The following is a 23,230-nucleotide window of genomic DNA, read 5'->3' as shown; positions in this document are numbered from 1 at the left end:
ACGATGAAACTGCTGCTGATCCACACGGGTGGAACGATCGGGATGGCCGAGACGCCCGAAGGACTGGCCCCCATGAAGGGCCTCGTGGAGGAAGCGATTGCGGCACGCCTGCCCGCCGGCATGGTTTTGACCGCTGACGTCTTCGATCCCTTGCTCGACAGCGCCGATGTCGGCCCTCGTCACTGGAACCGCATGCTGGAGACCATCCGCAGCCATCCGGACGCTGCCGTGATCATCACCCATGGCACCGACACCATGGCCTTTTCCGGTGCAGCCCTGAGCCAGGCTCTAGCGGGGGAAAATAGGCGCGTTATCCTATGCGGCTCAATGCTGCCGCTCGGGCAAAAGGGTGATGCCGAAGGCAATCTCGAACTGGCGATCACGGCCGCGACGGGCAGCGAGCCCGGCGTCCTGCTTGCATTTGCCGGCAAGCTCCTGGCGGCAGACGGTCTGGTCAAGCATGACAGCCACGCAGCGGATGCCTTTCGCTCCCAGCCGCAGGCAGCACACGAAGCACCGATGCAGCGGACCTTCGACGACCGCAAGCTCGCTATTCTGACGCTCTCCCCGGGGATCCCGGCAGATGCGCTGAACGCCATGCTGGGAGCGCTTGATGGCGCGGTGCTTCGCATCTTTGGTGCAGGCACGGCGATGAATGATCCAGCGGTCCTGTCTGTGCTCGCCGAGGCGGTGAGAAGCGGCAAGCGACTGCGCGCTGTCAGCCAGTGCGAGGCAGGCGGCCTGTCACCCGGTGCTTACGCGGCCGGTGCCGGTCTCTGGGGGACAGGCATCGAGAATGGGGGCACCGAGACGCCGGAGGCCGCCCTCATCCATCTATGGCTGAACTGACGAAAGCCCTTCGGTCATCCCGCCTGCTTCAACGGGCATCGCCCACTGGGAGCGGTGCCTCGCTCAGGGCGTGGTCTCCGGGATGCTCGGCTCCGACAGCGATTCGCCTGCGGCCACACCTTGGCCGCCGGGTGCGCCGTCAGCAGCGTCCTGACCGACGCCGACGGCGGTAGCATCGGACTCACCCGGGCGCTTGATGCTGCTGGCGGCCTCGATCACCAGAGGCAGAAAACCGACATCGGGGACCGCCAGAAGCTCAAAGAAGCGCCGGCGCATGCGGACCTCCCAGAACTTGTTGATATGCGTCGCCACGCCCTCTACGCGCACGTCCTGCGGCTGCGACAGGAAAAAGGTGGCGATCTGATTGGCCATGCGGATCAGCTTGGCGTCGGTGCCGGTCTCAGACATGCATTGCTACTCCCTCGACCACGCGATCAGGCCGGGTAAAAATTTCAAAATCTTCGTCACGGGCGATGCCGATCAGGGTGATCCCGGCCTGCGCTGCCGTGCGGATGGCGAGTGCCGTCGGCGCGGAAATGGCGATCAGGACCGGCGCTCCAAGTGCTGCTGTCTTCTGCACCATCTCGACCGAGAGGCGGCTTGTCACGACGACCGCGCCCAGCGAAGCATCCCAGCCCCCCAGCAAAACCGCGCCGACGAGCTTGTCGAGCGCATTGTGCCGACCGACGTCCTCGCGAACGGCAACCAGCCCTTCGTGGGGGCTATAGAAACCCGCCGCATGCACGGCGCGCGTCTGCCGGTTGAGAGCCTGGGCGGCACCGAGCAGCGTCATCGCATCCGCGATCTCGCGGGCGCTCAGTCGCACGTCGTTCGACCCTACCGGGCGCACCGCTCGGCTCGCCTGCTCGATCGACTCGATGCCACAGAGACCGCAGCCGACAGGCCCGGCCATGCGCCGACGTCGGGCAGTCAGCGCCTCCGCAGCCATGTCCTTCAGCGTCACCTGGACGTCGATCCCCTCGCCAGCCTCGATCGCTTCGACCGAAACGACATCGCCCGCGCGCTCAATGATGCCTTCGGCGAGCGAAAAGCCCACGGCAAAGTCATCGAGATCATCGGGTGTCGCCATCATCACGGCATGGGTGGAACCGCCATAGGAAAAGGCGATCGGCACCTCCTCTGGCACGAGCCGGCTGCTGCTCGAAAAGAGCCCATGGCTCGCCTTGAGACCGCCGACGATCCGCGCTGTGGAGCCGATCACATCGCTCATTCCGCCGCTTCCAGCTTGCCGGCGATCCGCCGCGACTGACGCGACAGCTCCTCATAGCCTTCCTGCCACTCGGTCGGCCCGTTCGACGGCGAGACCTGAACGGCGGTTACCTTGTATTCCGGGCAATTGGTTGCCCAGTCGGAAAAGTCAGTGGTGATGACATTGGCCTGCGTATTCGGGTGATGGAAGGTCGTGTAGACCACGCCCGGGGCGACGCGATCAGTGATCAATGCGCGCAGCGTCGTATCCCCCGCACGGCTGGCAAGCTTGATCCAGTCGCCGTCCTTCACGCCGCGCTGTTCGGCATCATGCGGATGGATCTCCAGGAGATCTTCCTCATGCCAGACGACATTCTCGGTGCGCCGCGTCTGCGCGCCGACATTATACTGGGACAGAATGCGGCCTGTGGTGAGAAGCAGCGGAAAGCGCGGGCCGGTGCGTTCGTCGGTCGCGACATATTCGGTGCGGATGAACTTGCCCTTGCCGCGCACGAAGCCGTCGACATGCATGATCGGCGATCCCACCGGGAACGTCTCGTTGCAGGGCCACTGCACCGAGCCCATCTTTTCCAGATAGTCGTAGGAGACGCCGGCAAAGCTTGGCGTGGTCGCCGCGATCTCGTCCATGATCTCGGAAGGATGCGTATAGTTCCAGGCAAGGCCCATGGCCTGTGCAAGCTTCTGGGTAACCTCCCAGTCGGCATAGCCGTTCTTCGGGCTCATCACCTTGCGCACGCGGTTGATGCGACGCTCCGCATTCGTGAAGGTCCCGTCCTTTTCGAGGAAGGTCGAGCCCGGCAGGAAGACATGCGCGTAATTGGCCGTCTCATTGAGGAAGAGGTCGTGCACGACGACGCATTCCATCGCGGCGAGACCGGCCGAGACGTGCTTCGTGTCGGGGTCAGACTGCAGGATGTCTTCGCCCTGGATGTAGATGCCCTTGAAGGAGCCATCGACGGCGGCATCCAGCATGTTCGGGATACGCAGGCCCGGCTCGTTGCTGAGCTCGACGCCCCAGAGCTTTTCGAACGTCTCGCGGGTGGCATCATCGGACACGTGGCGATAGCCCGGCAGCTCATGCGGGAAGGAGCCCATGTCGCAGGAGCCCTGGACATTGTTCTGACCACGCAGCGGGTTCACGCCGACGCCGGGGCGACCGATATTGCCGGTGACCATGGCGAGGTTGGCGATCGCCATGACGGTGGTCGAGCCCTGGCTGTGTTCCGTGACGCCGAGGCCGTAATAAATCGCGCCATTGCCGCCGGTGGCGAACAGACGCGCGGCACCGCGCAGTTCGGCGGCGGGTACGCCGGTGAACTTCTCGGTTTCCTCTGGCGAATGCTCCGGCTCGGAGACGAAAGCGGCCCAATCCTCGAATTCGGACCAGTCGCAACGCTCACGAATGAAGGCTTCGGCAAACAGGCCTTCTGTGACGATGACATGGGCAAGCGCGGTCAGCACCGCGACATTGGTGCCGGGCTTCAGTGGCAGATGGTGGGCCGCTTCCACATGCGGCGTGCGCACGAGATCGATGCGGCGCGGATCGATGACGATCAGCTTGGCACCTTGGCGCAGGCGCTTTTTCAGACGCGAGCCGAACACCGGATGGCCATCGGTCGGGTTTGCGCCGATCACCAGCACCACGTCGGACTGCTCGACGCTATCGAAATTCTGCGTGCCGGCAGAGGTGCCGAAGGCCTGGCCGAGGCCATAGCCCGTCGGCGAGTGGCAGACGCGGGCGCAAGTATCGACATTGTTGTTGCCGAAGCCGGCGCGGATGAGTTTCTGGACGAGATAGGTTTCTTCGTTCGTGCAGCGCGACGAGGTGATGCCGCCGATGGCTTCGCGGCCATACTGGTACTGGATACGCTTGAACTCGGAGGCGACATGCGCATAGGCCTCTTCCCAGGTCACTTCGCGCCAGGGATCGGTGATCTTCTCGCGGATCATCGGGTTGAGAATGCGGTCCTTGTGGCTGGCATAGCCATAGGCGAAACGGCCCTTGACACAGGAATGGCCGCGATTGGCCTGGCCATCCTTCCATGGCACCATGCGCACCAGCTCTTCGCCGCGCATTTCCGCCTTGAAGGAACAGCCGACGCCGCAATAGGCGCAGGTGGTGACAGCCGAATGCTCCGGCTGGCCGATGGCGATGACGGACTTTTCCGTCAGCGTCGCGGTCGGGCAGGCCTGGACGCAGGCGCCGCAGGAGACGCATTCCGACGACAGGAAGGCTTCATGCGCGCCGGGTGACACGCGGCTGTCGAAGCCACGGCCCTCAATGGTCAGTGCAAACGTACCCTGCACCTCTTCGCAGGCGCGCACGCAGCGCGAACAGACGATACATTTCGACGGATCATAGGTGAAATAGGGATTGCTCTCGTCCTTCGGCATCCACTGGGCGTTGATCCCGCCATCGGCAGACCGCGCCTTGACGTGGTTCTCGCCGTCGTAACCGTAACGCACGTCGCGCAGACCAACGGCACCGGCCATATCCTGCAATTCGCAATCGCCATTGGCCGCGCAGGTCAGACAGTCGAGCGGATGGTCGGAGATGTAGAGCTCCATCACGCCCTTGCGGATGGCCTTGAGCCGTTCCGTCTGGGTGTGGACGACGATGCCGGGTGCCACGGGCGTGGTGCAGGAGGCGGGGGTGCCATTGCGGCCCTCGACCTCGATCAGACACAGGCGGCAGGAACCGAAGGCATCGACCATGTCGGTGGCGCAGAGTTTCGGCACCTGAATGCCGGCCTCCATCGAGGCGCGCATGATCGACGTGCCCTCGGGCACCGTGATTGCGCGTCCGTCGATGGTCAGCGTCACCAGTTTCTCGGAGCGCGAGGCGGGCGTGCCGTAGTCGATTTCAGGAACGAGGGGCATCAAAACCTCCGGGTCAGTCTTTTCGCTGCGGACGAGGCCGCGCGGAACGAGTTCGTATCTGTGTCAGGATTTCGTCTCGGCGAGCGTCGCCGCGACGATGGCATTGGCATGACCATGGCCGAGACCGTGATAGGTCTTCAGCAAGGCGACGATCTGCATATGCGTCTTGCCCTGCTGCTGCCGGACAATGTCCTGCCAATGCTGGATCGGCTTTCCATAGGTCTTCTCGATCGACGGGAAGTAGGAGGCAGGCCCTTTGACCTTCAGTGTCTCGCTCATTCCGCAGCCTCCCTGACCGGCGCCGGCACAAAATCCTCCGGGAAATGCGTCATGGCGCTCATCACCGGATAGGGCGTGAAGCCGCCCAGCGCGCAGAGCGAGCCGAACTTCATGGTGTTGCAGAGATCCTCCAGCAGCACCTTGTTCTTCTCTGGCTCGATGCCTTGGGCGATCTTGTCGACCGTCTCGACGCCGCGCGTCGAGCCAATACGGCAGGGCGTGCACTTGCCGCAGCTTTCGACCGCACAGAACTCCATGGCAAACCGCGCCTGCTTCAGCATGTCGGCGGTATCGTCGAAGACGACGACACCCGCATGGCCGATCAGGCCACCAGCAGCGGTGAAGGCCTCGTAGTCGAAGATCGTGTCGAACAGTGCAGGCGGGAAATAGGCCCCGAGCGGCCCGCCGACCTGCACTGCCTTGACCGGACGGCCCGAAATCGTGCCGCCGCCGATCTCGTTGATCAGTTGGCCGAGCGGCAGGCCGAAGGCGGTCTCGTAAAGGCCGCCATGCTTCAGATTGCCGGCAAGCTGGATCGGGATCGTGCCATGCGAGCGGCCGACGCCGAAGTCCCGGTAGAACTGCGCGCCGCGATCCATGATGACGGGGATGGAGGCGAGCGACATGACGTTGTTAACGACGGTCGGCTTGCCGAACAGACCCTGAAGTGCGGGAAGCGGCGGCTTGGCCCGCACCACGCCGCGCTTGCCTTCCAGCGAATTGAGCAGCGAAGTCTCTTCACCGCAAACATAGGCGCCGGCGCCCATGCGCACTTCCATGTCGAAGGCGTAAGCCGAGCCCATGACCGAGGCGCCGAGGATGCCCGCAGCCCTCGCAATCTCGATCGCCTCTTCCATCATGGCGATGGCATGCGGATATTCGGAGCGGGTATAGACATAGCCCTTGGTGGCGCCGACCGCGATGCCGGCAATCGCCATGCCTTCGATCAGAACGAAGGGGTCACCCTCCATGATCATCCGGTCGGCGAAGGTGCCGCTGTCACCTTCGTCGGCATTGCAGACGATGTATTTCTGGTCGGCCTTGGCGTCTGCGACTGTCTTCCACTTGATGCCGGTCGGGAAGCCGGCACCACCGCGACCGCGCAGGCCGCTGTCGGTCACCTGTTTGACGATCTCGGCCGGTGCCATGGCGATGGCATTGGCAAGACCCTTGAGGCCCGGGTAGTGGCGGTAATCATCGAGCGACAGCGGATCGGTGACGCCGCAGCGGGCGAAGGTCAGCCGCGTCTGCCCCTTGAGGAAGGGGATCTCGCTTGTCAGGCCATGGCCGAGGGGGTGCTCGCCGCCATCAAGGAAGCCGGCGTCGAAGAGCGATGGCACATCGGCGACCTTGACCGGACCATAAGCAACACGCCCGCGCTCGGTGCGGACCTCGACCAGCACTTCCAGCCACAGCATGCCGCGCGAGCCATTGCGCACGATGGTGACATCCCGACCGCGCGCCTTGGCTTCACGCTCGATGGCAGCCGCTACCTTGTCTGCACCGACGGCAAGCGCTGCCGCATCGCGGGGGACGAAGACGGTAACGCTCATGAGCGCACCTCCGCCAGCATGTCAGTGAGACAGTGCTCGTCGAGGCGGGCATGCAGCTCGCCGTCCAGCATGGCGGCCGGCGCCTGGGCGCAGAGGCCGAGACAGAACACGGGTTCGAGGGTGACGGCACCATCAGCCGTCGTCTCGTGCCAGTCGATGCCGAGCTTGGCCTTGATCTTCTCCGCAAGAGGCTCGCAGCCCATCGACTGGCAAGCCTCGGCGCGACAGAGCTTTAGAACATGTCGCCCGGAGGGATGGGCCTTGAAATCGTGGTAGAAGGTGATGACGCCATGCACCTCGGCACGCGACAGGTTCAACGCGCTGGCGATGATCTGCTTGGCGATCTCAGGGATGTAGCCGAATTCCTCCTGCACACGGTGCAGGATCGGCAGCATCGGCCCCTCCAGATGCTGCAACTCGGCGATCACAGCCGATATGCGGGCGGAGACGTCGTCCGCAGCCACACGAATATTCATCGAAATCCTCCTCACCCGCCGAGCTCTGGCAGGTTCGTTTATCGGAAGATGATGATGGGTCCGATGTCAGGAGGTCAATACGGCGCTTCCGTCGCTCGATAGAAGATTTCTATCGAAGGCATTCGAGGATGCCAGCAAGCGTGCCTCGTGCAGTAGTCCGGAGACCAGCGGCGTGAAAGGCTCGCGATGCGTGGCGACCAGCCCGACCAGATGTTCGGCCTCGGGCGCGGTAATCGGGATCATTCGGATCTCCTCGCCGAAGCCGAAGGATTCCGCCACGTTTCTCGGCATGATCGAGGCCCATTTGCCCGTCCGGATATGCGAGAAGAGCACGATCATCGAATTGGATTCGAGTGTCGGCTTGGGCGATACACCCGCCTCCGTCATATGCTGGTTGATGATCCGGCGGTTCTGCATGTCGGCGGTCAAGAGACAGAGCCGGAGATCGGCGACCTCGCTCCAGGTGACGCTGTCACGATCGGCAAGCGGCGTGCCGAGAGCGGTGATCAGGTGATAGCGCTCCGAATAGAGCGGCACGCTGGTGACGCGTCCCAGCGGCTCGTTGTCGAGATAGGTGATGCCGGCGTCGACCTCGAGGTTTTCCAGGAGGCTCAGAACCTGCAGCGAAGTGCGGGACAGGACAGAAAATGTGACGTCCGGATGCCGGGTCTGGAAGGGTTCGGTGAGCTTCTGCACCATGGCAAGCGCGGTGGGAATGACCGCGAGCCGGATATGCCCCGCAAGACCCCGGCGCGCGGCACGCATCTCCTCGCGCATCGTGCGGGTATCGCCCACGATCCGCCGCGCCCATTCGAGCACCCGCTGACCTTCCGGAGTGAGACCGAGAAAGCGCGAGCCGCGCTGCACCAGCATCACGCCCAGCTGCTCTTCGAGCTGGCGGATGCCGGCAGACAGCGTCGGTTGCGTCACGCCGCATTCTTCCGCCGCACGGCCGAAATGCTGTTGGCGGGCGAGCGCGATGAAGTATTCCAGCTTGTCGATCATGTCCCCGCCCTTCGATCGCGCCGAAGCTCTCAGGCCTCGGTGAGGGCTTCTGCTTCACCGTGCATGACGGGCGCCGGGCCGCAATACATCTTGTAGAGCACGGAGATCAGTTCGGCGAGTTGCGGATCGGCGATACGGTAGTAGATCTGCCGTCCCTCGCGGCGGGTCTGGACGACCTTGTCGCTTCTGAGCCGCGCGAGCTGCTGGGAAACCACGGCCTGCTGGATGCCGAGAAAGTGCTCGATCTCCGTGACGGTCTTCTCGCCCTGGCAGAGCATGCAAAGCATCAGCAGGCGTGTCTCGTGCGACAGCGCCTTCAGAAGACCACTGGCCGCACGCGCCTTCGAAAGAAAGTCGTCGAGAGCCTCAGGGGTGAGTGGCGGCGTTTCGGTCATGACGAGGTCCAGAAATCGAGATGCGCTTCTGAATAAGCGCGACGGCAGGATGGCTGCGCGGGCAGTCTAGCATATAGGCTGCCTTACCTACAAAGGAATGGCGTCGGCCCGTTCCTTCAAAAGCGACGCGCTGCGGTTCAGGGCGGCATATTCCGCCTCGTCGAGATCCGGGAACAGATCGGCCAGAACACCCTCGGCACCGATCACACGCGGGATCGACAGAGCGACATCCCGCACACCGGCCACCTCCGCTGTCGTGATGGAGACGGAAAGAACGTCCCGCTGGTCGCGGGCGATCGCCTTGACGATGCGGGCGAGACCAGCACCGATGCCATAATAGGTCGAGCCCTTGCCGTTGATGATCTTGTAGGCCGCATTGCGCACGCCATCATCGATCTGCGCGCGCACCTCTGCGGTGAGCGGAGACCCGACCTGGGCGGCGAAGGACGAGAGTGGAACCGAGCCGGCGCGCGCACTCGTCCAGGCGAGCACTTCGCTATCGCCATGTTCGCCGAGCACATAGGCATGCACCGATTGTGGGGAAATCCCGAGATGCCGGCCGACTAGGCTGCGGAAGCGGGCCGTGTCGAGGATGGTACCGGAGCCGATCACCCGTCGCGGATCGATGCCGGACAGGCGGGTGGTGATCTGGGTCATCACATCGACGGGGTTGGATGCAATCAGCAGGATTGCATCCGGCGCGACCGGCAGGACCTCGGCGAGAACAGCGCGGAAGACGGCGGCATTCCGTTCCAGGAGCTCAAGGCGCGTTTCGCCAGGCTTCTGGCTGACACCCGCAGCCAGAATGACGACGCCGGCCCCCTCCAGATCCCGGTACTGCCCGGCATTCACCACGGTCGAGGACATGAAGGGAACCGCATGGGCGATGTCCTCGGCCTGCGCGACGGCCAGTGCATCGTTGCGGTCGATCAGCACGATCTCGCTCGCAAGCCCCATCAGCGCCAGCGCATAACCCGCCGTGCTGCCGACCATTCCCGCACCCACGATACCGACTTTCATGCCATTTCCCCCCAAACGCACAAAATTCCCGAAACCCGCCTCATCGGTCACCCGACGCTAGCAGCCAGCTATAGCGCAAAGCATGACAAATTCGCGTCATAACTGCATGGCGCACGCCGATCGCCTCTGATTTAATGCTTCAGGCATAAAACGAGATGGCGCGAGGGATCATGAGACGGCTGCCGGCCCTGTCCGCGATGAAGGTGTTCGAGGTGGTCGGCCAGACCCGCAGCTTCACGCGTGCCGCGGAATTGCTGAACCTGACCCAGAGCGCGGTCAGCCGCCAGGTTCGCAATCTGGAGGAACAGCTGGGCGAAACGCTGGTCATCCGCCGGCATCATCACCTCGAGCTGACCGCATCGGGCGCCGAACTCCTGGCATCGCTGCAGCACGCCTTCCACACGGTAGAAATGACGGTTCGCAACATTCGCGAGAAAAGCAATCTCCGCCGTCTGCGGATCAATGTGCCGCCGACCTTTGCCAAGCGCTGGCTGATGCCGCGCCTGATGAGCCTCAGGGCCTTTCTGCCCGACGTCGATCTCAGCATCACCACCGACCTTGAAGACAACCTCTCCGAACGCGGCATGCTGGATTGCGCCATCCGTTTCGGCGACGGGGAGTGGCCGAGCCTGCGCTCGGAACGTCTCTTCACCGAACGCCATATCGCCGTCTGCGCGCCCCATCTCGTCCAAGGCCTGCGGGATGGCGAGGCGATCGACCTCTCCCGCTTCACTTTCCTGCATGTGCTGGCTTCTGCCGACCAGCGGTATCTCACCTGGCAACGCTGGCTGGATGCGGCGGGTCTCACAGAGACCGACACGCAAGGCGGACTGGAATTCGACTTGCTGGATCTCGTCATCGAAGCCGCCTGCAACGGGCTGGGGGTCGCGGTGGCGGACAGGTCGATGGTCGCACCCCTGATGCAGACGGGTGCGCTCACCCAGGTGCTGGATGTCGAGGTCGAGGGCCACGAATCCTACTGGCTCGTGACCCGCACTGACAGATCGCTATCCCCGCATGTCGAGGCTCTCAGACGCTGGCTAAGCCATGAAATGGGCACAGGCTCGATGCCGGCACTCAGACAGGTGAACGCCTGAAACATTCCTTTTTGGAATGCTCACCCCGACAATAAGTCGCTTGCGAAGCAAGAGGGCCAGATCCCTACTTGGGGGTACTGTCCGTTGCCGGAGCGCCTGTCATGTCCACCTTCCAGAACTTCATTGCCGGATCGTTTCGCGAGACGGGGCCACGCCCGACGATCGAGGTGAAAAACCCAGCGACCGGACGCGTTTTCGCATCGGTCACCTCGGCGACGGAAGCCGACGTCATCGAGGCGGTGGACGCCGCAGCTGTCGCTCAGAAGCCTTGGGGTCGCCTGCCGGCCATCGAGCGCGGAAATACACTCCGCAGGCTTGCTGATGCCGTTGAGCGCCATCAGCAGAAGATCGGTGCAGCACTGGCGCAGGAATCCGGCAAAAGCCTTGACGATGCCGTGGCCGAAACCGGCTACGGTGTTGAGCTGATGCGCTACCACGCCGAATGGGCACGCCGCGTCGAGGGCGAGGTCATCGAGAGTGACACGCCTGATGAAACGCTGATGCTGAAGCGCGCCCCGATCGGCGTCGTCGCCTGCCTGATCCCCTTCAACTTCCCGATCTATACGCTGGTGCGCAAGATTGCCCCGGCCCTGATCACCGGCAATGCAGTGGTGGTCCGGCCCAGCAACAACACGCCGACCTCGGCCTTCGTCTTTGCTGAAGCGATCAAGGAGGCAGATCTTCCCGCAGGCCTCGTCAGCATCATGGCGATGAGCCATGAGGTAGCCCAGGTCATGTCCACCCGCCGCGAAGTTGGGATGATTACGCTGACCGGCAGCGTCGCCGCAGGCCAGACGGTTCTGGACTACTGCAAGGCCAACATCGCCAAGCCCTCACTGGAACTCGGCGGCAAGACACCTGTCATCGTCGAGCCGGATGCCGATCTCGATGTGGTGACGAAAAGCGTGCTTGCGGCAAAGACCGCCCATTGCGGCCAGGTCTGCACCTCCGTCGAGCGGCTTTACGTGCATGCTTCAGTGCATGGCACGCTTCTCGCCAAGCTGAAGGACGCCTTCGAGCGCCGTCACTATGGCGATCGCTCCGAGGATCCGACCCGCATGGGACCGCTCGCCAATGCCGCAGCACGTCTCAGGGTTCATCACATGGTCGAACGCGCCAAGGCCGATGGCGCTGTCATCGAGACGGGTGGCTTCCTGCCCGCAGGCGATGGCTATTTCTATCCGCCGACGCTGCTCTCCGACTGCCGCCAGGACATGGAGATCATCCAGGAGGAAGTCTTCGGGCCCGTGCTCGCCGTCATCCCCTATACCGATTTCGACCAGGCACTTGCCATGGCAAGCGACCACCAGTTTGGCCTCGCCTCCGTCGTCTTTACCGAGAACTACCGCAAGGTGATGAAGGCCGCGAACGAGATCGAGGCGGGCGAGCTCTACATCAACCGCTTCCCGGCCGATCCGTATCAGGGCTACCACGCCGGCTGGAAGCGCTCCGGCCTCGGCGGCGATGACGGCAAGCACGGCATGCTGGAATTCACCCAGACCCGCCTCGTCATCCTCAAACACTGATCGCCGATTAGCCGGCTCAAGAATTCTTCATCGGGGGCATCCATGAAAGTCGCTTCGCTCAAGACACACGTCGTCGCAACGCCCGCGCCGCATATCGGCGGCATGTACTGGATCTTCGTCGAGCTGGAGACGGCCTGCGGGATCAAGGGCGTGGGCGAGATCTACTCGACTGCCTTCCATCCCTCGGGCATCGCCGTCCTCGTGGAAGACGTCTTCACCCGCTATCTCGAAGGTCACGACCCGCACCAGATCGAACGCTTCTGGCGCGCCGCCTATTCGAGCGGCTTCACCCAGCGGCCGGATCCGACCATGGTCGGGATCATCTCGGGTCTCGAAATCGCCTGCTGGGACATCATCGGCAAGGCGGCAGGACGGCCTGTCGCCGATCTTCTCGGCGGCCCGGTCCACGACAAGCTGCGCGCCTACACCTATCTATATCCGAAGAATTCAGCCGGAGAATACGACTACAACGATCCGGATCTCGCCGCCGAAGAGGCGATCCGCATGGTCGAGGCCGGCTTCACCGGGCTGAAATTCGATCCGGCCGGGCCTTACACCAATTATTCCGGCCATCAGCTGTCGCTTCCCGTCATGGATCGCTGTGAGGAGTTTTGCCAGAAGATCCGCGATGCCATCGGCAACCGCGCCGACATCCTCTTCGGCACCCACGGCCAGATGGTGCCGTCCTCGGCCATCCGTCTCGCCAAGCGGCTGGAGAAATACGATCCGCTCTGGTTCGAGGAGCCCGTACCGCCCGGCCAGGAAGCCGCGATGGCGGAAGTCGCTCGCGCCACTTCGATCCCCGTCTCGACGGGCGAGCGCCTGACGACGAAATACGAATTCCAGAGAGTATTGCAGCTTGGCTCTGCCTCCATCCTGCAGATGAATGTCGCTCGCGTCGGCGGCTTGCTGGAGGCGAAAAAGATCGCCGGGATGGCCGAGTCCTTTTATGCGCAGATCGCGCCGCATCTCTACAACGGCCCGGTCGGGGCAGCCGCTTCCATCCAGCTCGCGGCAACCTGCCCGAACTTCCTCATCCATGAGGCGATCATGGATTTCGGCGGCTTCCACGCCGAGGTGGTGAAGACAAAGCTCGGCTTTGACGACGGCTATCTCATTCCCTCGCGCGAACCTGGCCTCGGCATCGAGCTGAACCACGACGTCATCGCCCGCCACACGCCCTATACCGGCGACAGGCTGCATCTGCAGATGGCGCCGGAGCATGCCGATGTGAAGGCCTTCATGCCGGCCAAGGGCTAAAGGATCACGCCATGATCTTCGATTTCATCGTGGTCGGTGCAGGCTCCGCAGGCTGCATCGTGGCCAGCCGCCTGAGTGAAAGCGGGCGTCATTCCGTGCTGCTCATCGAGGCCGGTGGCGAGGACAAGTCCATCTGGTTCAAGATCCCTGTGGGCTACGCCAAGAGCTACTACAATCCCAAGGTCAACTGGATGTACCGCACCGAACCCGAGCCCAATCTCGGCGGCCGGCGCATTTACGCCCCGCGCGGCAAGGTGCAGGGCGGCTCCGGCTCGATCAATGCGATGGTCTTCGTGCGAGGTGCCGCAGAGGATTTCGACGACTGGCAGGCCGCCGGCAACCCCGGCTGGGGCTTTGACGATGTGCTGCCCTACTTCCGGAAGCTGGAGACCCATGCGCGGGGAGAGAGCCCTTGGCATGGTAGTAGCGGCCCGATCCACGTGACGCCGATGCGCGGGTCTACCCACCCGGTGAGCGATGCCTTTCTCGACGCCTGTGACGAACTGGGCGTACCGCTGAACGAGGATTTCAACGGGGCGGCGATCGAGGGCGCCGGTGTCTACGACGTCAATACAAGGCGCGGTCAACGCTCGCATTCCAGCGCCGAGTATCTGCGCCCCGCCCTGAAGCGGGCGAACCTCGCCATCGAGCGCCAGGCCCATGCGCGCCGCTTGCTGGTGGATCAGGATGGCAGGGTGTCCGGCGTGGAGGTCATGCAGCATGGCCGGTTGAAGAGCTTTACCGCGCGCCGCGAGGTGATCCTGACGGCCGGTGCGGTGGATACCCCGAAACTGATGCAGCTTTCCGGATTCGGCGATGGGTCGACGCTGTTTGCCCGGGGTATCGAAACCCGCAAACACTTGCCGGCGGTCGGCCGGAACCTGCAGGACCATCTCTGCGCCAGCTTCTATTACCGGTCGAAACAGCCGACCCTGAATGGCGAATTCGCGAGCCTCATGGGCCAGGCCCGCTTCGGCCTGATGTGGCTGTTGAAGCGCAGCGGGCCCTTCGCCATGAGCGTCAATCAGGCCGGTGGCTTCTTCCGCGGATCGCCTGAGGAGACGCGGCCGAATATCCAGGTCTATTTCAACCCGCTCTCCTATCGGATCCCGGACAGTCCCAAGGCCAGCCTGACACCGGAGCCCTATCCGGGCTTTCTCATCGCCTTCAACGCCTGCCGCCCGACCAGCAAGGGCACGATCTCGATCGCCTCGCCCGACGCGTCGGACGCACCGCTCATTCGACCGAACTACCTGTCGACGGATCGCGACATCGAGGAAGTCTTGCAGGGGAGCCGGCTTATGCGCCGCATCGCGGATGCGCGGGCGCTTGATGGTTGGGTGGAGGAGGAGGTGTCGCCCTCCAAGGCTGCCGATACCGATGACAAGCTGCTCGACTATTTCCGCCTCAACAGCGGCTCGATCTATCACCTCTGCGGCACCTGCGCGATGGGGACCGATCCGCGCGAGACCGTAGTCGATGCGCGGCTCCGGGTGCATGGCGTGCCGGGGCTCCGGATCGTCGACGCCTCTGTCTTCCCGAATATCACCGCCGGCAACATCAATGCCCCGACGATGATGGTTGCAGAAAAGGGTGCAGCGATGATCCTTGAAGACGCCGTCTCCGCCTGACATCCGTGCATGAAAAAAGCCGGACCCAAAGGCCCGGCTTCAATTCTTGTCCGTCGTGCGCAGCCGATCAGGCAGCGACGAGAACGCCGTTCAGGTTGGTGAGCTCGGCGAGATACTGCTCGAGCTTGGTGCGGTGCTCGTGATGCTCGACACCGTCAAGTTCCTTGCGGGCTTCGTCGATACGCTTGGTCAGCGTGTCAGCCGAGATTTCCGAAAGTGGAACAGCGGATTCGGCAAGCAGCGTGCAGCCGGTCGGCAGGACGTCGGCGAAACCACCGAATACCACATACTTGGACACCTGACCGGAGGCGAGCTTGACGCTCACCACGCCCGGCTTGATCGTCGTCATGGTCGGCGCATGATTGGCCATGACGGTCATTTCGCCTTCCCTTGCCGGAATGACGACTTCGATCACCTGTTCGGAGAGCAGAAGACGCTCGGGCGAAACGAGCTCAAAGTTGAAATTGTCGGCCATGGTCGTTCACTTCTCTGATGAAGGATTAAGCGACACGCGGGTAATCCCGCGTGTCGGCATTCCCTTGAGCCTTAAGCGGCTTCGGCAGCCAGGCGCTTGGCCTTCTCGATGGCTTCTTCGATCGAGCCAACCATGTAGAAGGCAGCTTCCGGCAGGTGGTCGTAGTCGCCGTTGACGAGGCCCTTGAAGCCCTTGATCGTGTCTTCGAGAGCAACCAGCTTGCCCGGCGAACCGGTGAAGACTTCGGCCACGAAGAACGGCTGCGACAGGAAGCGTTCGATCTTACGAGCGCGCGCAACAGTCATCTTGTCCTCTTCGGACAGTTCGTCCATGCCGAGGATGGCGATGATGTCCTGGAGCGACTTGTAGCGCTGCAGGGTCGTCTGAACCTTACGAGCGATCTCGTAGTGCTCTTCGCCGACAACCATCGGGTCAAGCATGCGCGAGGTCGAGTCGAGCGGGTCAACGGCCGGGTAGATACCCTTTTCAGCGATCGAGCGCGACAGAACCGTCGTTGCGTCCAGGTGGGCGAACGAGGTGGCCGGAGCCGGGTCGGTCAAGTCGTCGGCGGGAACGTAAATGGCCTGAACCGAGGTGATCGAGCCCTTGGTCGTGGTGGTGATGCGTTCCTGCATCTGACCCATGTCGGTAGCAAGCGTCGGCTGATAACCAACGGCCGACGGGATACGGCCGAGCAGAGCGGACACTTCCGAACCTGCCTGGGTGAAGCGGAAGATGTTGTCGACGAAGAACAGAACGTCCTGACCCTTGTCACGGAAATCTTCAGCGATCGTCAGACCGGTCAGGGCGACGCGAGCGCGGGCGCCCGGCGGTTCGTTCATCTGGCCGTATACGAGGGCAGCCTTGGAGCCTTCGCCACCGCCGTGCTTGTTAACGCCGGACTCGATCATCTCGTGGTAAAGGTCGTTGCCTTCGCGGGTACGTTCACCCACGCCAGCGAAGACCGAGTAACCACCGTGCGCCTTGGCGACGTTGTTGATCAGTTCCATGATGAGAACGGTCTTGCCAACGCCGGCGCCGCCGAACAGGCCGATCTTACCGCCCTTGGCGTAAGGAGCCAGGAGGTCGACGACCTTGATGCCGGTGACCAGGATCTGGGCTTCGGTCGACTGCTCGACGTAAGCCGGGGCTTCCTGGTGGATGGCGCGCTTCGATTCGGTGACCAGCGGACCAGCTTCGTCAACCGGTTCGCCGATGACGTTCATGATGCGGCCGAGCGTTTCCGGACCGACCGGAACCGAGATCGGAGCGCCCGTGTCGGAGACCGGCTGGCCGCGGACGAGACCTTCGGTCGAGTCCATGGCGATCGTGCGGACCTGGTTTTCGCCGAGGTGCTGCGCGACTTCGAGAACGAGGCGGTTGCCGCCGTTGTCGGTTTCCAGCGCGTTCAGGATCGGGGGCAGTTCGCCTTCGAATGCGACGTCAACGACGGCGCCGATGACCTGCGTGACCTTGCCGAGAGCACCGGCTGCGGACTTCACCGCCTTAGACTTGGGGGTAGCTGCCTTAGCCATTTATCTTACCCTCTTTCCTTAACCTCAGAGCGCTTCCGCGCCCGAAATGATTTCAATGAGTTCCTTGGTGATCTGCGCCTGACGCTGGCGGTTGTACGAAAGCGTCAGCTTGTTGATCATCTCACCGGCATTGCGCGTCGCATTGTCCATGGCGCTCATCTTGGCGCCCATTTCACCAGCAACGTTTTCGAGCAGGGCCCGGAAAATCTGAACCGAGATGTTGCGCGGGATGAGATCCTCGAGGATCCCAGCCGCATCCGGCTCGTATTCGTAAAGCGCGGATGCACCACCCTGCGGAGCAGCTTCGGCCGGAGCGGCCGGGATGATCTGCTGAGCGGTCGGGATCTGGCTGATCACCGACTTGAACTCGGAATAGAACAGCGTGCAGACATCGAATTCGCCACGCTCGAACATGCCGATGACCTTGCGACCGATGGCATCTGCATTGGTGAAGCCGATACGCTTCACTTCGCGCAGATCCGCACGCTCGACGATCATGCCGGCAAATTCGCGGCGAAGGCTGTCGTAGCCCTTCTTGCCAACGCAGAAGATCTTGACCGTCTTGCCCTGGGCCAAAAGCTTGCGCGCATGGTCACGAGCGAAACGCGAGATCGACGAGTTGAAACCGCCACACAGACCACGCTCGGCGGTGCAGACGACGAGCAGATGCACGTCGTCCTTGCCGGTGCCGGTCATCAGGCGCGGTGCGCTGTCGTCCGAACCCACGGCTTGCGCGATGTTGGCCAGGACGACACCCATGCGCTGCGAGTACGGGCGGGCAGCCTCGGCCGCTTCCTGCGCACGACGCAGCTTCGCCGCGGCGACCATCTTCATCGCCTTGGTGATCTTCTGCGTCGCCTTGACGGAGGCGATCCGGTTTTTCAGATCCTTAAGTGAAGGCATCCGTTATCCGTCCTTGGCTTGAGCCTGAATTAGGCGAAGTTCTTCGCGAAAGTATCGAGAGCGGCCTTGAGCTTGCCCTTGGTATCGTCGCTGATCGCCTTTTCGGTGCGGATCGCATCGAGGATCGCCTTGCCTTCCGAACGGAGGTAGGAAAGGAAGCCCTGCTCGAACTTGCCGACCTGGTTGACCTGGACCTTGTCCAGGTAACCATTGACGCCAGCAAAGATCACCGCAACCTGCTCTTCCGTCTTCAGCGGCGAGAACTGCGGCTGCTTCAGGAGCTCCGTCAGACGGGCACCGCGGTTCAGCAGGCGCTGGGTGGCGGCGTCGAGGTCGGAACCGAACTGGGCGAAGGCGGCCATTTCGCGATACTGGGCGAGTTCGCCCTTGATCGAGCCGGCAACCTGCTTCATCGCCTTGATCTGAGCGGCAGAACCAACGCGCGAAACCGAGAGACCGACGTTAACGGCCGGACGGATACCCTGGTAGAACAGGTCGGTTTCAAGGAAGATCTGACCGTCGGTGATCGAGATTACGTTGGTCGGAATGAAGGCCGAAACGTCGTTGCCCTGGGTTTCGATAACCGGCAGAGCGGTCAGCGAGCCAGCACCGGCAGCGTCGCCCATCTTGGCGGCGCGCTCGAGAAGACGCGAATGCAGATAGAAGACGTCGCCCGGGTAAGCTTCGCGGCCCGGCGGACGGCGCAGAAGAAGCGACATCTGGCGGTAAGCGACAGCCTGCTTGGACAGGTCGTCATAGGCGATCAGGGCATGCATGCCGTTGTCGCGGAAGTATTCGCCCATCGCGCAACCGGCGAACGGTGCGAGATACTGCATCGGAGCCGGGTCGGATGCGGTAGCAGCGATGATGATCGAGTACTGGAGAGCGCCACGCTCTTCGAGAACCTTCACGAACTGCGCAACCGTCGAACGCTTCTGGCCGATGGCCACGTAGACGCAGTACAGCTTTTCAGCGTCCGGACCGTTGTCGTGGATGGCCTTCTGGTTGAGGAAGGCGTCCAGGATGATCGCGGTCTTGCCGGTCTGACGGTCGCCGATGACGAGCTCGCGCTGGCCACGACCAACCGGGATGAGGGCGTCGATGGCCTTGAGGCCGGTCGACATCGGCTCGTGAACCGACTTGCGCGGGATGATGCCTGGAGCCTTTACGTCGACGCGCGAACGGCGGGTCGCGTTGATCGGGCCCTTGCCGTCGATCGGGTTGCCAAGCGCGTCAACGACGCGGCCGAGCAGTTCCGGACCAACCGGAACGTCAACGATGGCGCCGGTCCGCTTGACAATGTCGCCTTCCTTGATGCCACGGTCGGCACCGAAGATAACCACACCGACGTTGTCGGCTTCGAGGTTGAGCGCCATACCGCGGATGCCGCCCGGGAACTCGACCATTTCGCCGGCCTGAACATTGTCGAGGCCGTAGACGCGGGCGATACCGTCACCGACGGACAGAACCTGGCCAACTTCAGAGACTTCCGCCTCTTTGCCGAAGTTCTTGATTTGATCTTTCAGAATTGCGGAAATTTCCGCGGCGCGGATATCCATCAGCCAACCTCTTTCAGTGCAAGCTTAAGGGTGGAAAGTTTGGTGCGAAGGGACGTGTCGATCTGGCGGGAGCCGACCTTCACGATCAGGCCGCCGAGCAGGGAGGGATCGACCGTGACGGAGATCGAGACTTCCTTGCCGGTAACGCCCTTCAGCGCCGCTTTCAGTTCGGTTTCCTGCTCAGCCGTAAGGGCATGAGCAGAGGTGACGTCAGCCGTGATCTCACCCTTGTGACGGGCAGCGATCTGGCGATAGGCAGCCACCATGCCAGGAACGGCAAACAGGCGGCGATTGCTTGCAACGACCTTCAGGAAGTTCAACACCAGCGCGTTGAAACCGGCCTTTTCGCCGATAACGTTGATGGCCTTGACCTGATCTTCAGCCGTGAAGACGGGCGACAGGACCAGACGCTTCAGATCGCCGCTTTCGTCGATCATCGCCTGGAAACGGTTGAGATCGGCAGCAACGGCGTCAATTGCGCCGCCTTCGAGCGCGAGCTCGAAAAGCGACGAAGCGTAACGCTCCGCCACGCCTGAAATCACTTGGGATGCGTCTGCCACGGGCAAAAAATTCCCTGATCTTGATCCAGGATGCCGGACACCTCGATTGAGGCCTCTCAAACTCCTGATATCGTTTTGTTTTTCCCCAGAAACACAAGCATGTTGCACTTGCGTTTTCCGAATTTCGCGGTCCGTCTAGCATAGCAGGTCTAGACTCGCAACACGCGTATTAAAGGTTTGCTACTTCAGAGCAAGGCCTTGCGGCGTTTTTTGTCCAAATCTGCGTCAAATTGGCGGGATTGTTCGGAGATCCAATTCCTGACCGATCTTCATGTCAGACCAAAGACATAGGCAAGTGCGAGAGAAGCGATGACCGCCTGCACAACCAGAAGGAGAAGATTGCGCCAGGTGCCGCCATGGTCCGACATGATCGACAGGACACGGGCAAAGGCAGACAGCCCGACAGCCGCGCCAAAGGCCAGATAGACAGTCGGCTGAGCGAGCAGGAGTGCCGTTCCGGCGAAACCGACAATGAGCCCGCCGATGGACCGCGCAGCACCCAGACCTTCCGGTCGCCCGTCGCCGGCGGTGAGACCCAGCGCCTTCAGGGTGAGGCCTGGAGCAAAGAGAACGAAGCAGCCGATGAGCGCGGCAGCGGCAGCGGAGAGGAAGGCCAGTTGCTCGCCAAGTTCAGTGGGGAAGTAGAATTCCATGGATCGACCCGCGTGAAAGAAATCGCGGGGCTTATGGCACGAAACGCGCGGTGGCGGTATGGGCTTTGCGGCTCATTCTGAGGACGATGCGACCTCAATCGGCTGAAAAACGCTCACAGGAAGCTTTGCGGATCGACATCGACCTGCACCTGGATCGAGCGCCGCTCTTTCGGCCCCCGCTCCAACATGCTTTTCACGAAAGCCTGCATGTCGCTGTTGCGGCGCCCGTGCACCAGCAGCCGGAAGCGATGCCGCCCCCGGATCAGGGCAAGCGGCGCCTCTGCAGGCCCGAGGATCATGATCCCGCTTTCCTGCGGCGCAGCCTGTCGGAGGCCGCGGGCATGGCCTTCCGCTTCGGCGCGGGTATCAGCGGAGACGATGATCGAGACCAGCCGCCCGTAAGGCGGGAGCTGCGCTCGCTCGCGCTCGGTGATCTCGCGTTCATAGAAGGCGCCCGCATCCCCCGATACGATCGCCTGCATGACAGGATGCTGTGGCTGGAAGGTCTGCAGGAGACCAAGGCTCTTGCGCCCGGTTCGGCCCGCGCGGCCTGTGACCTGGGAAAGCAGCTGGAAGGTCCGCTCGGCAGCTCTGGGATCGCCGTTCGACAAACCGATATCCGCATCGATAATGCCGACCAGCGTCATCAGCGGGAAGTTATGCCCCTTGGCGACGAGCTGGGTGCCGATGACGATATCGGCCTCACCATTGGCGATGGCCTCAAGCTCCAGTCTCAGACGCTTCACTCCACCGATATCCGAAGAGAGCACCAGTGTGCGCGCATCGGGAAAGTGCTTCTCCACTTCCTCGGCGATGCGCTCGACACCGGGGCCGCAGGCGACGAGATGATCGAGCGTGCCGCATTCCGGGCAGGAATTCGGCGTCGGCTCGTGATAGCCGCATTGGTGGCACTGGATCTGACCGCGAAAACGATGCTCGACCAGCCAGCTCGAACATTGCGGGCACTGGAATCGGTGGCCGCAGACCCGGCAGAGCGTGAGCGGCGCATATCCCCGTCGATTGAGGAAGAGGAGCGCCTGTTCGCCGCGCTCCACGGCCTTACCGACGGAGCGAAGCAGGATCGGCGACAGAAAGCCGCCCCGCTCGGGCGGCGCACGCCGCATGTCGATGAGATGCAGATCCGGCATTGCGGCATCGGCAAAGCGCGTCGGCAGATGGATGCGCGTGTAGCGACCGGCGATGCAGTTGACCTGGCTCTCGACAGATGGCGTCGCCGAGACAAGCACGACCGGGAAGTTCGCGATCCGCGCCCGCACGACCGCCATGTCCCGCGCATTATAAAAGACACGGTCTTCCTGCTTGAAGGCCGGATCATGCTCTTCGTCGACGATGATCAAGCCCAGATTTTCGAAGGGCAGGAAGAGCGCCGAGCGCGCACCGGCAACGACGCGGATCTCGCCGGTCGCCACCTGGCGCCAGACCTTTTCACGCGTGCGTGTCGCGAGATCCGAATGCCATTCCCCGGGCTTGGAGCCGAAGCGATCCTGGAAGCGCTCGAGGAAGTTGGCGGTGAGTGCAATTTCCGGCAGCAGGATCAGCACCTGCTTGCCCTGTTTCAGCGTCTCGGCAATCGCCTCGAAGTAGACCTCCGTCTTGCCGGAGCCCGTCACGCCATCGATCAGGGAAACGGCAAAGCCGCCCTTGCGCAGGCTGTCGAGGATCTCTTCGGCCGCCTCCTTCTGCGGACCGGCGAGCCGGTTCTCCGCATAGTCCGGATCGGGAGCCGCAACCAGCGGCGGCGGCGGCAGGAAGACCTGTTCGAACACGCCCTGCTTGACCAGACCATCGATGACGCTCGTCGAGACGCCGCTCGCGTGAGCAAGCCCGCTCTTCGTCCAGGAGAGACCGTCCGCCGCCATCTCCAGCACCTTCTGTCGTGCAGGGGTCAGGCGCTCCGGCTCGTAACCGGCATAGCGCAGTCCCTCGATCATAGGTTCGGGATCAAATGCGGCAGGCGCCCGGAGCGCCATGCGGGCCACATAGCCGGGCGGAGAGAGCGTGTAGGCAGCGACCCAGTCGAGGAAGGTGCGCATGTCCTGATCGAGCGGCGGGCAATCGAAGACCTTGGTGATTTCCCTGAGCTTCTTCGGATCGACTGATGTGTCCTCGCCGCCATCCCAGACCACACCGATCACCTGACGCGGCCCGAGCGGCACCTGTACGATCGCACCCGGCTCGACCGTCAGGTTCTCAGGCACGGCATAGCTGTAGGCCGTCGGCGCGGGCATAGGCACGAGCACCGGCACCACCTTGCGGCGCGGTGTCTCAAACAGTTCCCCAAACAGGCTTTTCGAATCGTCCTTCATCGGGCTGCAACTTGCCC

Annotated in this window: 21 protein-coding genes; 5 read left to right on the top strand and 16 right to left on the bottom strand. The window is 62.8% G+C overall.

What is annotated here, in order from left to right; translation table 11 throughout:
- Positions 1 to 3 precede the first annotated feature (3 nt).
- Complete coding sequence (locus tag AC02Y0_RS20555; protein WP_476380893.1) at positions 4 to 849, top strand: asparaginase domain-containing protein; 846 nt, start codon at positions 4 to 6, stop codon at positions 847 to 849.
- Between the two features lie 63 nt (positions 850 to 912).
- Here AC02Y0_RS20555 and AC02Y0_RS20550 read toward each other — a convergent pair whose 3' ends face one another.
- The 9 genes from AC02Y0_RS20550 to AC02Y0_RS20510 form a co-directional block, all read right to left on the bottom strand.
- Entirely contained in the window at positions 913 to 1,257 is a 345-nt protein-coding gene (locus AC02Y0_RS20550; protein ID WP_476380891.1) for a formate dehydrogenase subunit delta, read from the bottom strand.
- The gene (gene fdhD / locus AC02Y0_RS20545) at positions 1,250 to 2,080 is read right to left on the bottom strand and encodes a formate dehydrogenase accessory sulfurtransferase FdhD (RefSeq protein WP_476380889.1); all 831 of its coding nucleotides are present in this window, start codon (positions 2,078 to 2,080) and stop codon (positions 1,250 to 1,252) included. The genes AC02Y0_RS20550 and fdhD overlap by 8 nt, the downstream gene beginning before the upstream one ends.
- Positions 2,077 to 4,959: a formate dehydrogenase subunit alpha gene (gene fdhF / locus AC02Y0_RS20540; protein WP_476380887.1), complete on the bottom strand. Its 2,883-nt coding sequence runs from the start codon at positions 4,957 to 4,959 to the stop codon at positions 2,077 to 2,079. The genes fdhD and fdhF overlap by 4 nt, the downstream gene beginning before the upstream one ends.
- Positions 4,960 to 5,022: 63 nt before the next feature.
- Positions 5,023 to 5,238: a DUF4287 domain-containing protein gene (locus AC02Y0_RS20535; protein ID WP_476380886.1), complete on the bottom strand. Its 216-nt coding sequence runs from the start codon at positions 5,236 to 5,238 to the stop codon at positions 5,023 to 5,025.
- Complete coding sequence (locus tag AC02Y0_RS20530) at positions 5,235 to 6,791, bottom strand: formate dehydrogenase beta subunit (protein WP_476380884.1); 1,557 nt, start codon at positions 6,789 to 6,791, stop codon at positions 5,235 to 5,237. Before AC02Y0_RS20530 ends, AC02Y0_RS20535 begins: the two co-directional genes overlap by 4 nt.
- Entirely contained in the window at positions 6,788 to 7,267 is a 480-nt protein-coding gene (locus AC02Y0_RS20525; RefSeq protein WP_476380882.1) for a formate dehydrogenase subunit gamma, read from the bottom strand. Before AC02Y0_RS20525 ends, AC02Y0_RS20530 begins: the two co-directional genes overlap by 4 nt.
- Positions 7,268 to 7,333: 66 nt before the next feature.
- The gene (locus tag AC02Y0_RS20520) at positions 7,334 to 8,272 is read right to left on the bottom strand and encodes a LysR family transcriptional regulator (protein WP_476380880.1); all 939 of its coding nucleotides are present in this window, start codon (positions 8,270 to 8,272) and stop codon (positions 7,334 to 7,336) included.
- Between the two features lie 29 nt (positions 8,273 to 8,301).
- Entirely contained in the window at positions 8,302 to 8,667 is a 366-nt protein-coding gene (locus AC02Y0_RS20515) for an ArsR/SmtB family transcription factor (RefSeq protein WP_102021255.1), read from the bottom strand.
- A gap of 87 nt (positions 8,668 to 8,754) precedes the next feature.
- Positions 8,755 to 9,687: an L-lactate dehydrogenase gene (locus AC02Y0_RS20510; protein ID WP_476380877.1), complete on the bottom strand. Its 933-nt coding sequence runs from the start codon at positions 9,685 to 9,687 to the stop codon at positions 8,755 to 8,757.
- Positions 9,688 to 9,857: 170 nt separating this feature from the next.
- Between AC02Y0_RS20510 and AC02Y0_RS20505 the strand changes: the two genes are divergently transcribed.
- The 4 genes from AC02Y0_RS20505 to AC02Y0_RS20490 all read left to right on the top strand — a co-directional run bounded on the left by AC02Y0_RS20505 (position 9,858) and on the right by AC02Y0_RS20490 (position 15,201).
- Positions 9,858 to 10,784: a LysR substrate-binding domain-containing protein gene (locus tag AC02Y0_RS20505; RefSeq protein ID WP_476380875.1), complete on the top strand. Its 927-nt coding sequence runs from the start codon at positions 9,858 to 9,860 to the stop codon at positions 10,782 to 10,784.
- 101 nt (positions 10,785 to 10,885) lie between these two features.
- Positions 10,886 to 12,310 carry an aldehyde dehydrogenase gene (gene aldA, locus AC02Y0_RS20500; RefSeq protein ID WP_476380873.1) on the top strand — a complete coding sequence of 475 codons (1,425 nt, stop codon included), beginning with the start codon at positions 10,886 to 10,888 and terminating at the stop codon, positions 12,308 to 12,310.
- Positions 12,311 to 12,352: 42 nt separating this feature from the next.
- On the top strand, positions 12,353 to 13,570 hold the full coding sequence (locus AC02Y0_RS20495; RefSeq protein ID WP_476380871.1) for a mandelate racemase/muconate lactonizing enzyme family protein: 1,218 nt from the start codon (positions 12,353 to 12,355) through the stop codon (positions 13,568 to 13,570).
- Positions 13,571 to 13,581: 11 nt separating this feature from the next.
- The gene (locus AC02Y0_RS20490; RefSeq protein ID WP_476380870.1) at positions 13,582 to 15,201 is read left to right on the top strand and encodes a GMC family oxidoreductase; all 1,620 of its coding nucleotides are present in this window, start codon (positions 13,582 to 13,584) and stop codon (positions 15,199 to 15,201) included.
- A 67-nt stretch (positions 15,202 to 15,268) separates the two neighbouring features.
- Here the strand turns inward: AC02Y0_RS20490 and AC02Y0_RS20485 are convergent, their stop codons facing one another.
- The 7 genes from AC02Y0_RS20485 to AC02Y0_RS20455 all read right to left on the bottom strand — a co-directional run bounded on the left by AC02Y0_RS20485 (position 15,269) and on the right by AC02Y0_RS20455 (position 23,213).
- Positions 15,269 to 15,676 carry a F0F1 ATP synthase subunit epsilon gene (locus tag AC02Y0_RS20485; protein ID WP_476380868.1) on the bottom strand — a complete coding sequence of 136 codons (408 nt, stop codon included), beginning with the start codon at positions 15,674 to 15,676 and terminating at the stop codon, positions 15,269 to 15,271.
- A 71-nt stretch (positions 15,677 to 15,747) separates the two neighbouring features.
- Complete coding sequence (gene atpD / locus AC02Y0_RS20480; protein ID WP_476380866.1) at positions 15,748 to 17,211, bottom strand: F0F1 ATP synthase subunit beta; 1,464 nt, start codon at positions 17,209 to 17,211, stop codon at positions 15,748 to 15,750.
- 24 nt (positions 17,212 to 17,235) lie between these two features.
- Positions 17,236 to 18,114 (bottom strand): F0F1 ATP synthase subunit gamma, encoded by an 879-nt coding sequence (locus AC02Y0_RS20475; protein ID WP_307371454.1) that lies wholly within the window; start codon positions 18,112 to 18,114, stop codon positions 17,236 to 17,238.
- Positions 18,115 to 18,143: 29 nt separating this feature from the next.
- Positions 18,144 to 19,673, bottom strand: coding sequence for a F0F1 ATP synthase subunit alpha (atpA, locus tag AC02Y0_RS20470; RefSeq protein ID WP_476380865.1), 1,530 nt, complete (start codon positions 19,671 to 19,673; stop codon positions 18,144 to 18,146).
- Positions 19,673 to 20,239, bottom strand: a complete 567-nt coding sequence (locus AC02Y0_RS20465) for a F0F1 ATP synthase subunit delta (RefSeq protein ID WP_476380863.1) — start codon at positions 20,237 to 20,239, stop codon at positions 19,673 to 19,675. The genes atpA and AC02Y0_RS20465 overlap by 1 nt, the downstream gene beginning before the upstream one ends.
- Positions 20,240 to 20,502: 263 nt before the next feature.
- Entirely contained in the window at positions 20,503 to 20,886 is a 384-nt protein-coding gene (locus AC02Y0_RS20460; protein ID WP_476380862.1) for an AGROH133_08824 family phage infection protein, read from the bottom strand.
- A gap of 113 nt (positions 20,887 to 20,999) precedes the next feature.
- Positions 21,000 to 23,213: a primosomal protein N' gene (locus tag AC02Y0_RS20455; RefSeq protein ID WP_476380860.1), complete on the bottom strand. Its 2,214-nt coding sequence runs from the start codon at positions 23,211 to 23,213 to the stop codon at positions 21,000 to 21,002.
- Positions 23,214 to 23,230 lie beyond the last annotated feature (17 nt).

This window comes from Allorhizobium sp. nf9_anc (assembly GCF_056323085.1).
This window is presented reverse-complemented; position numbering and strand designations above follow the sequence as displayed.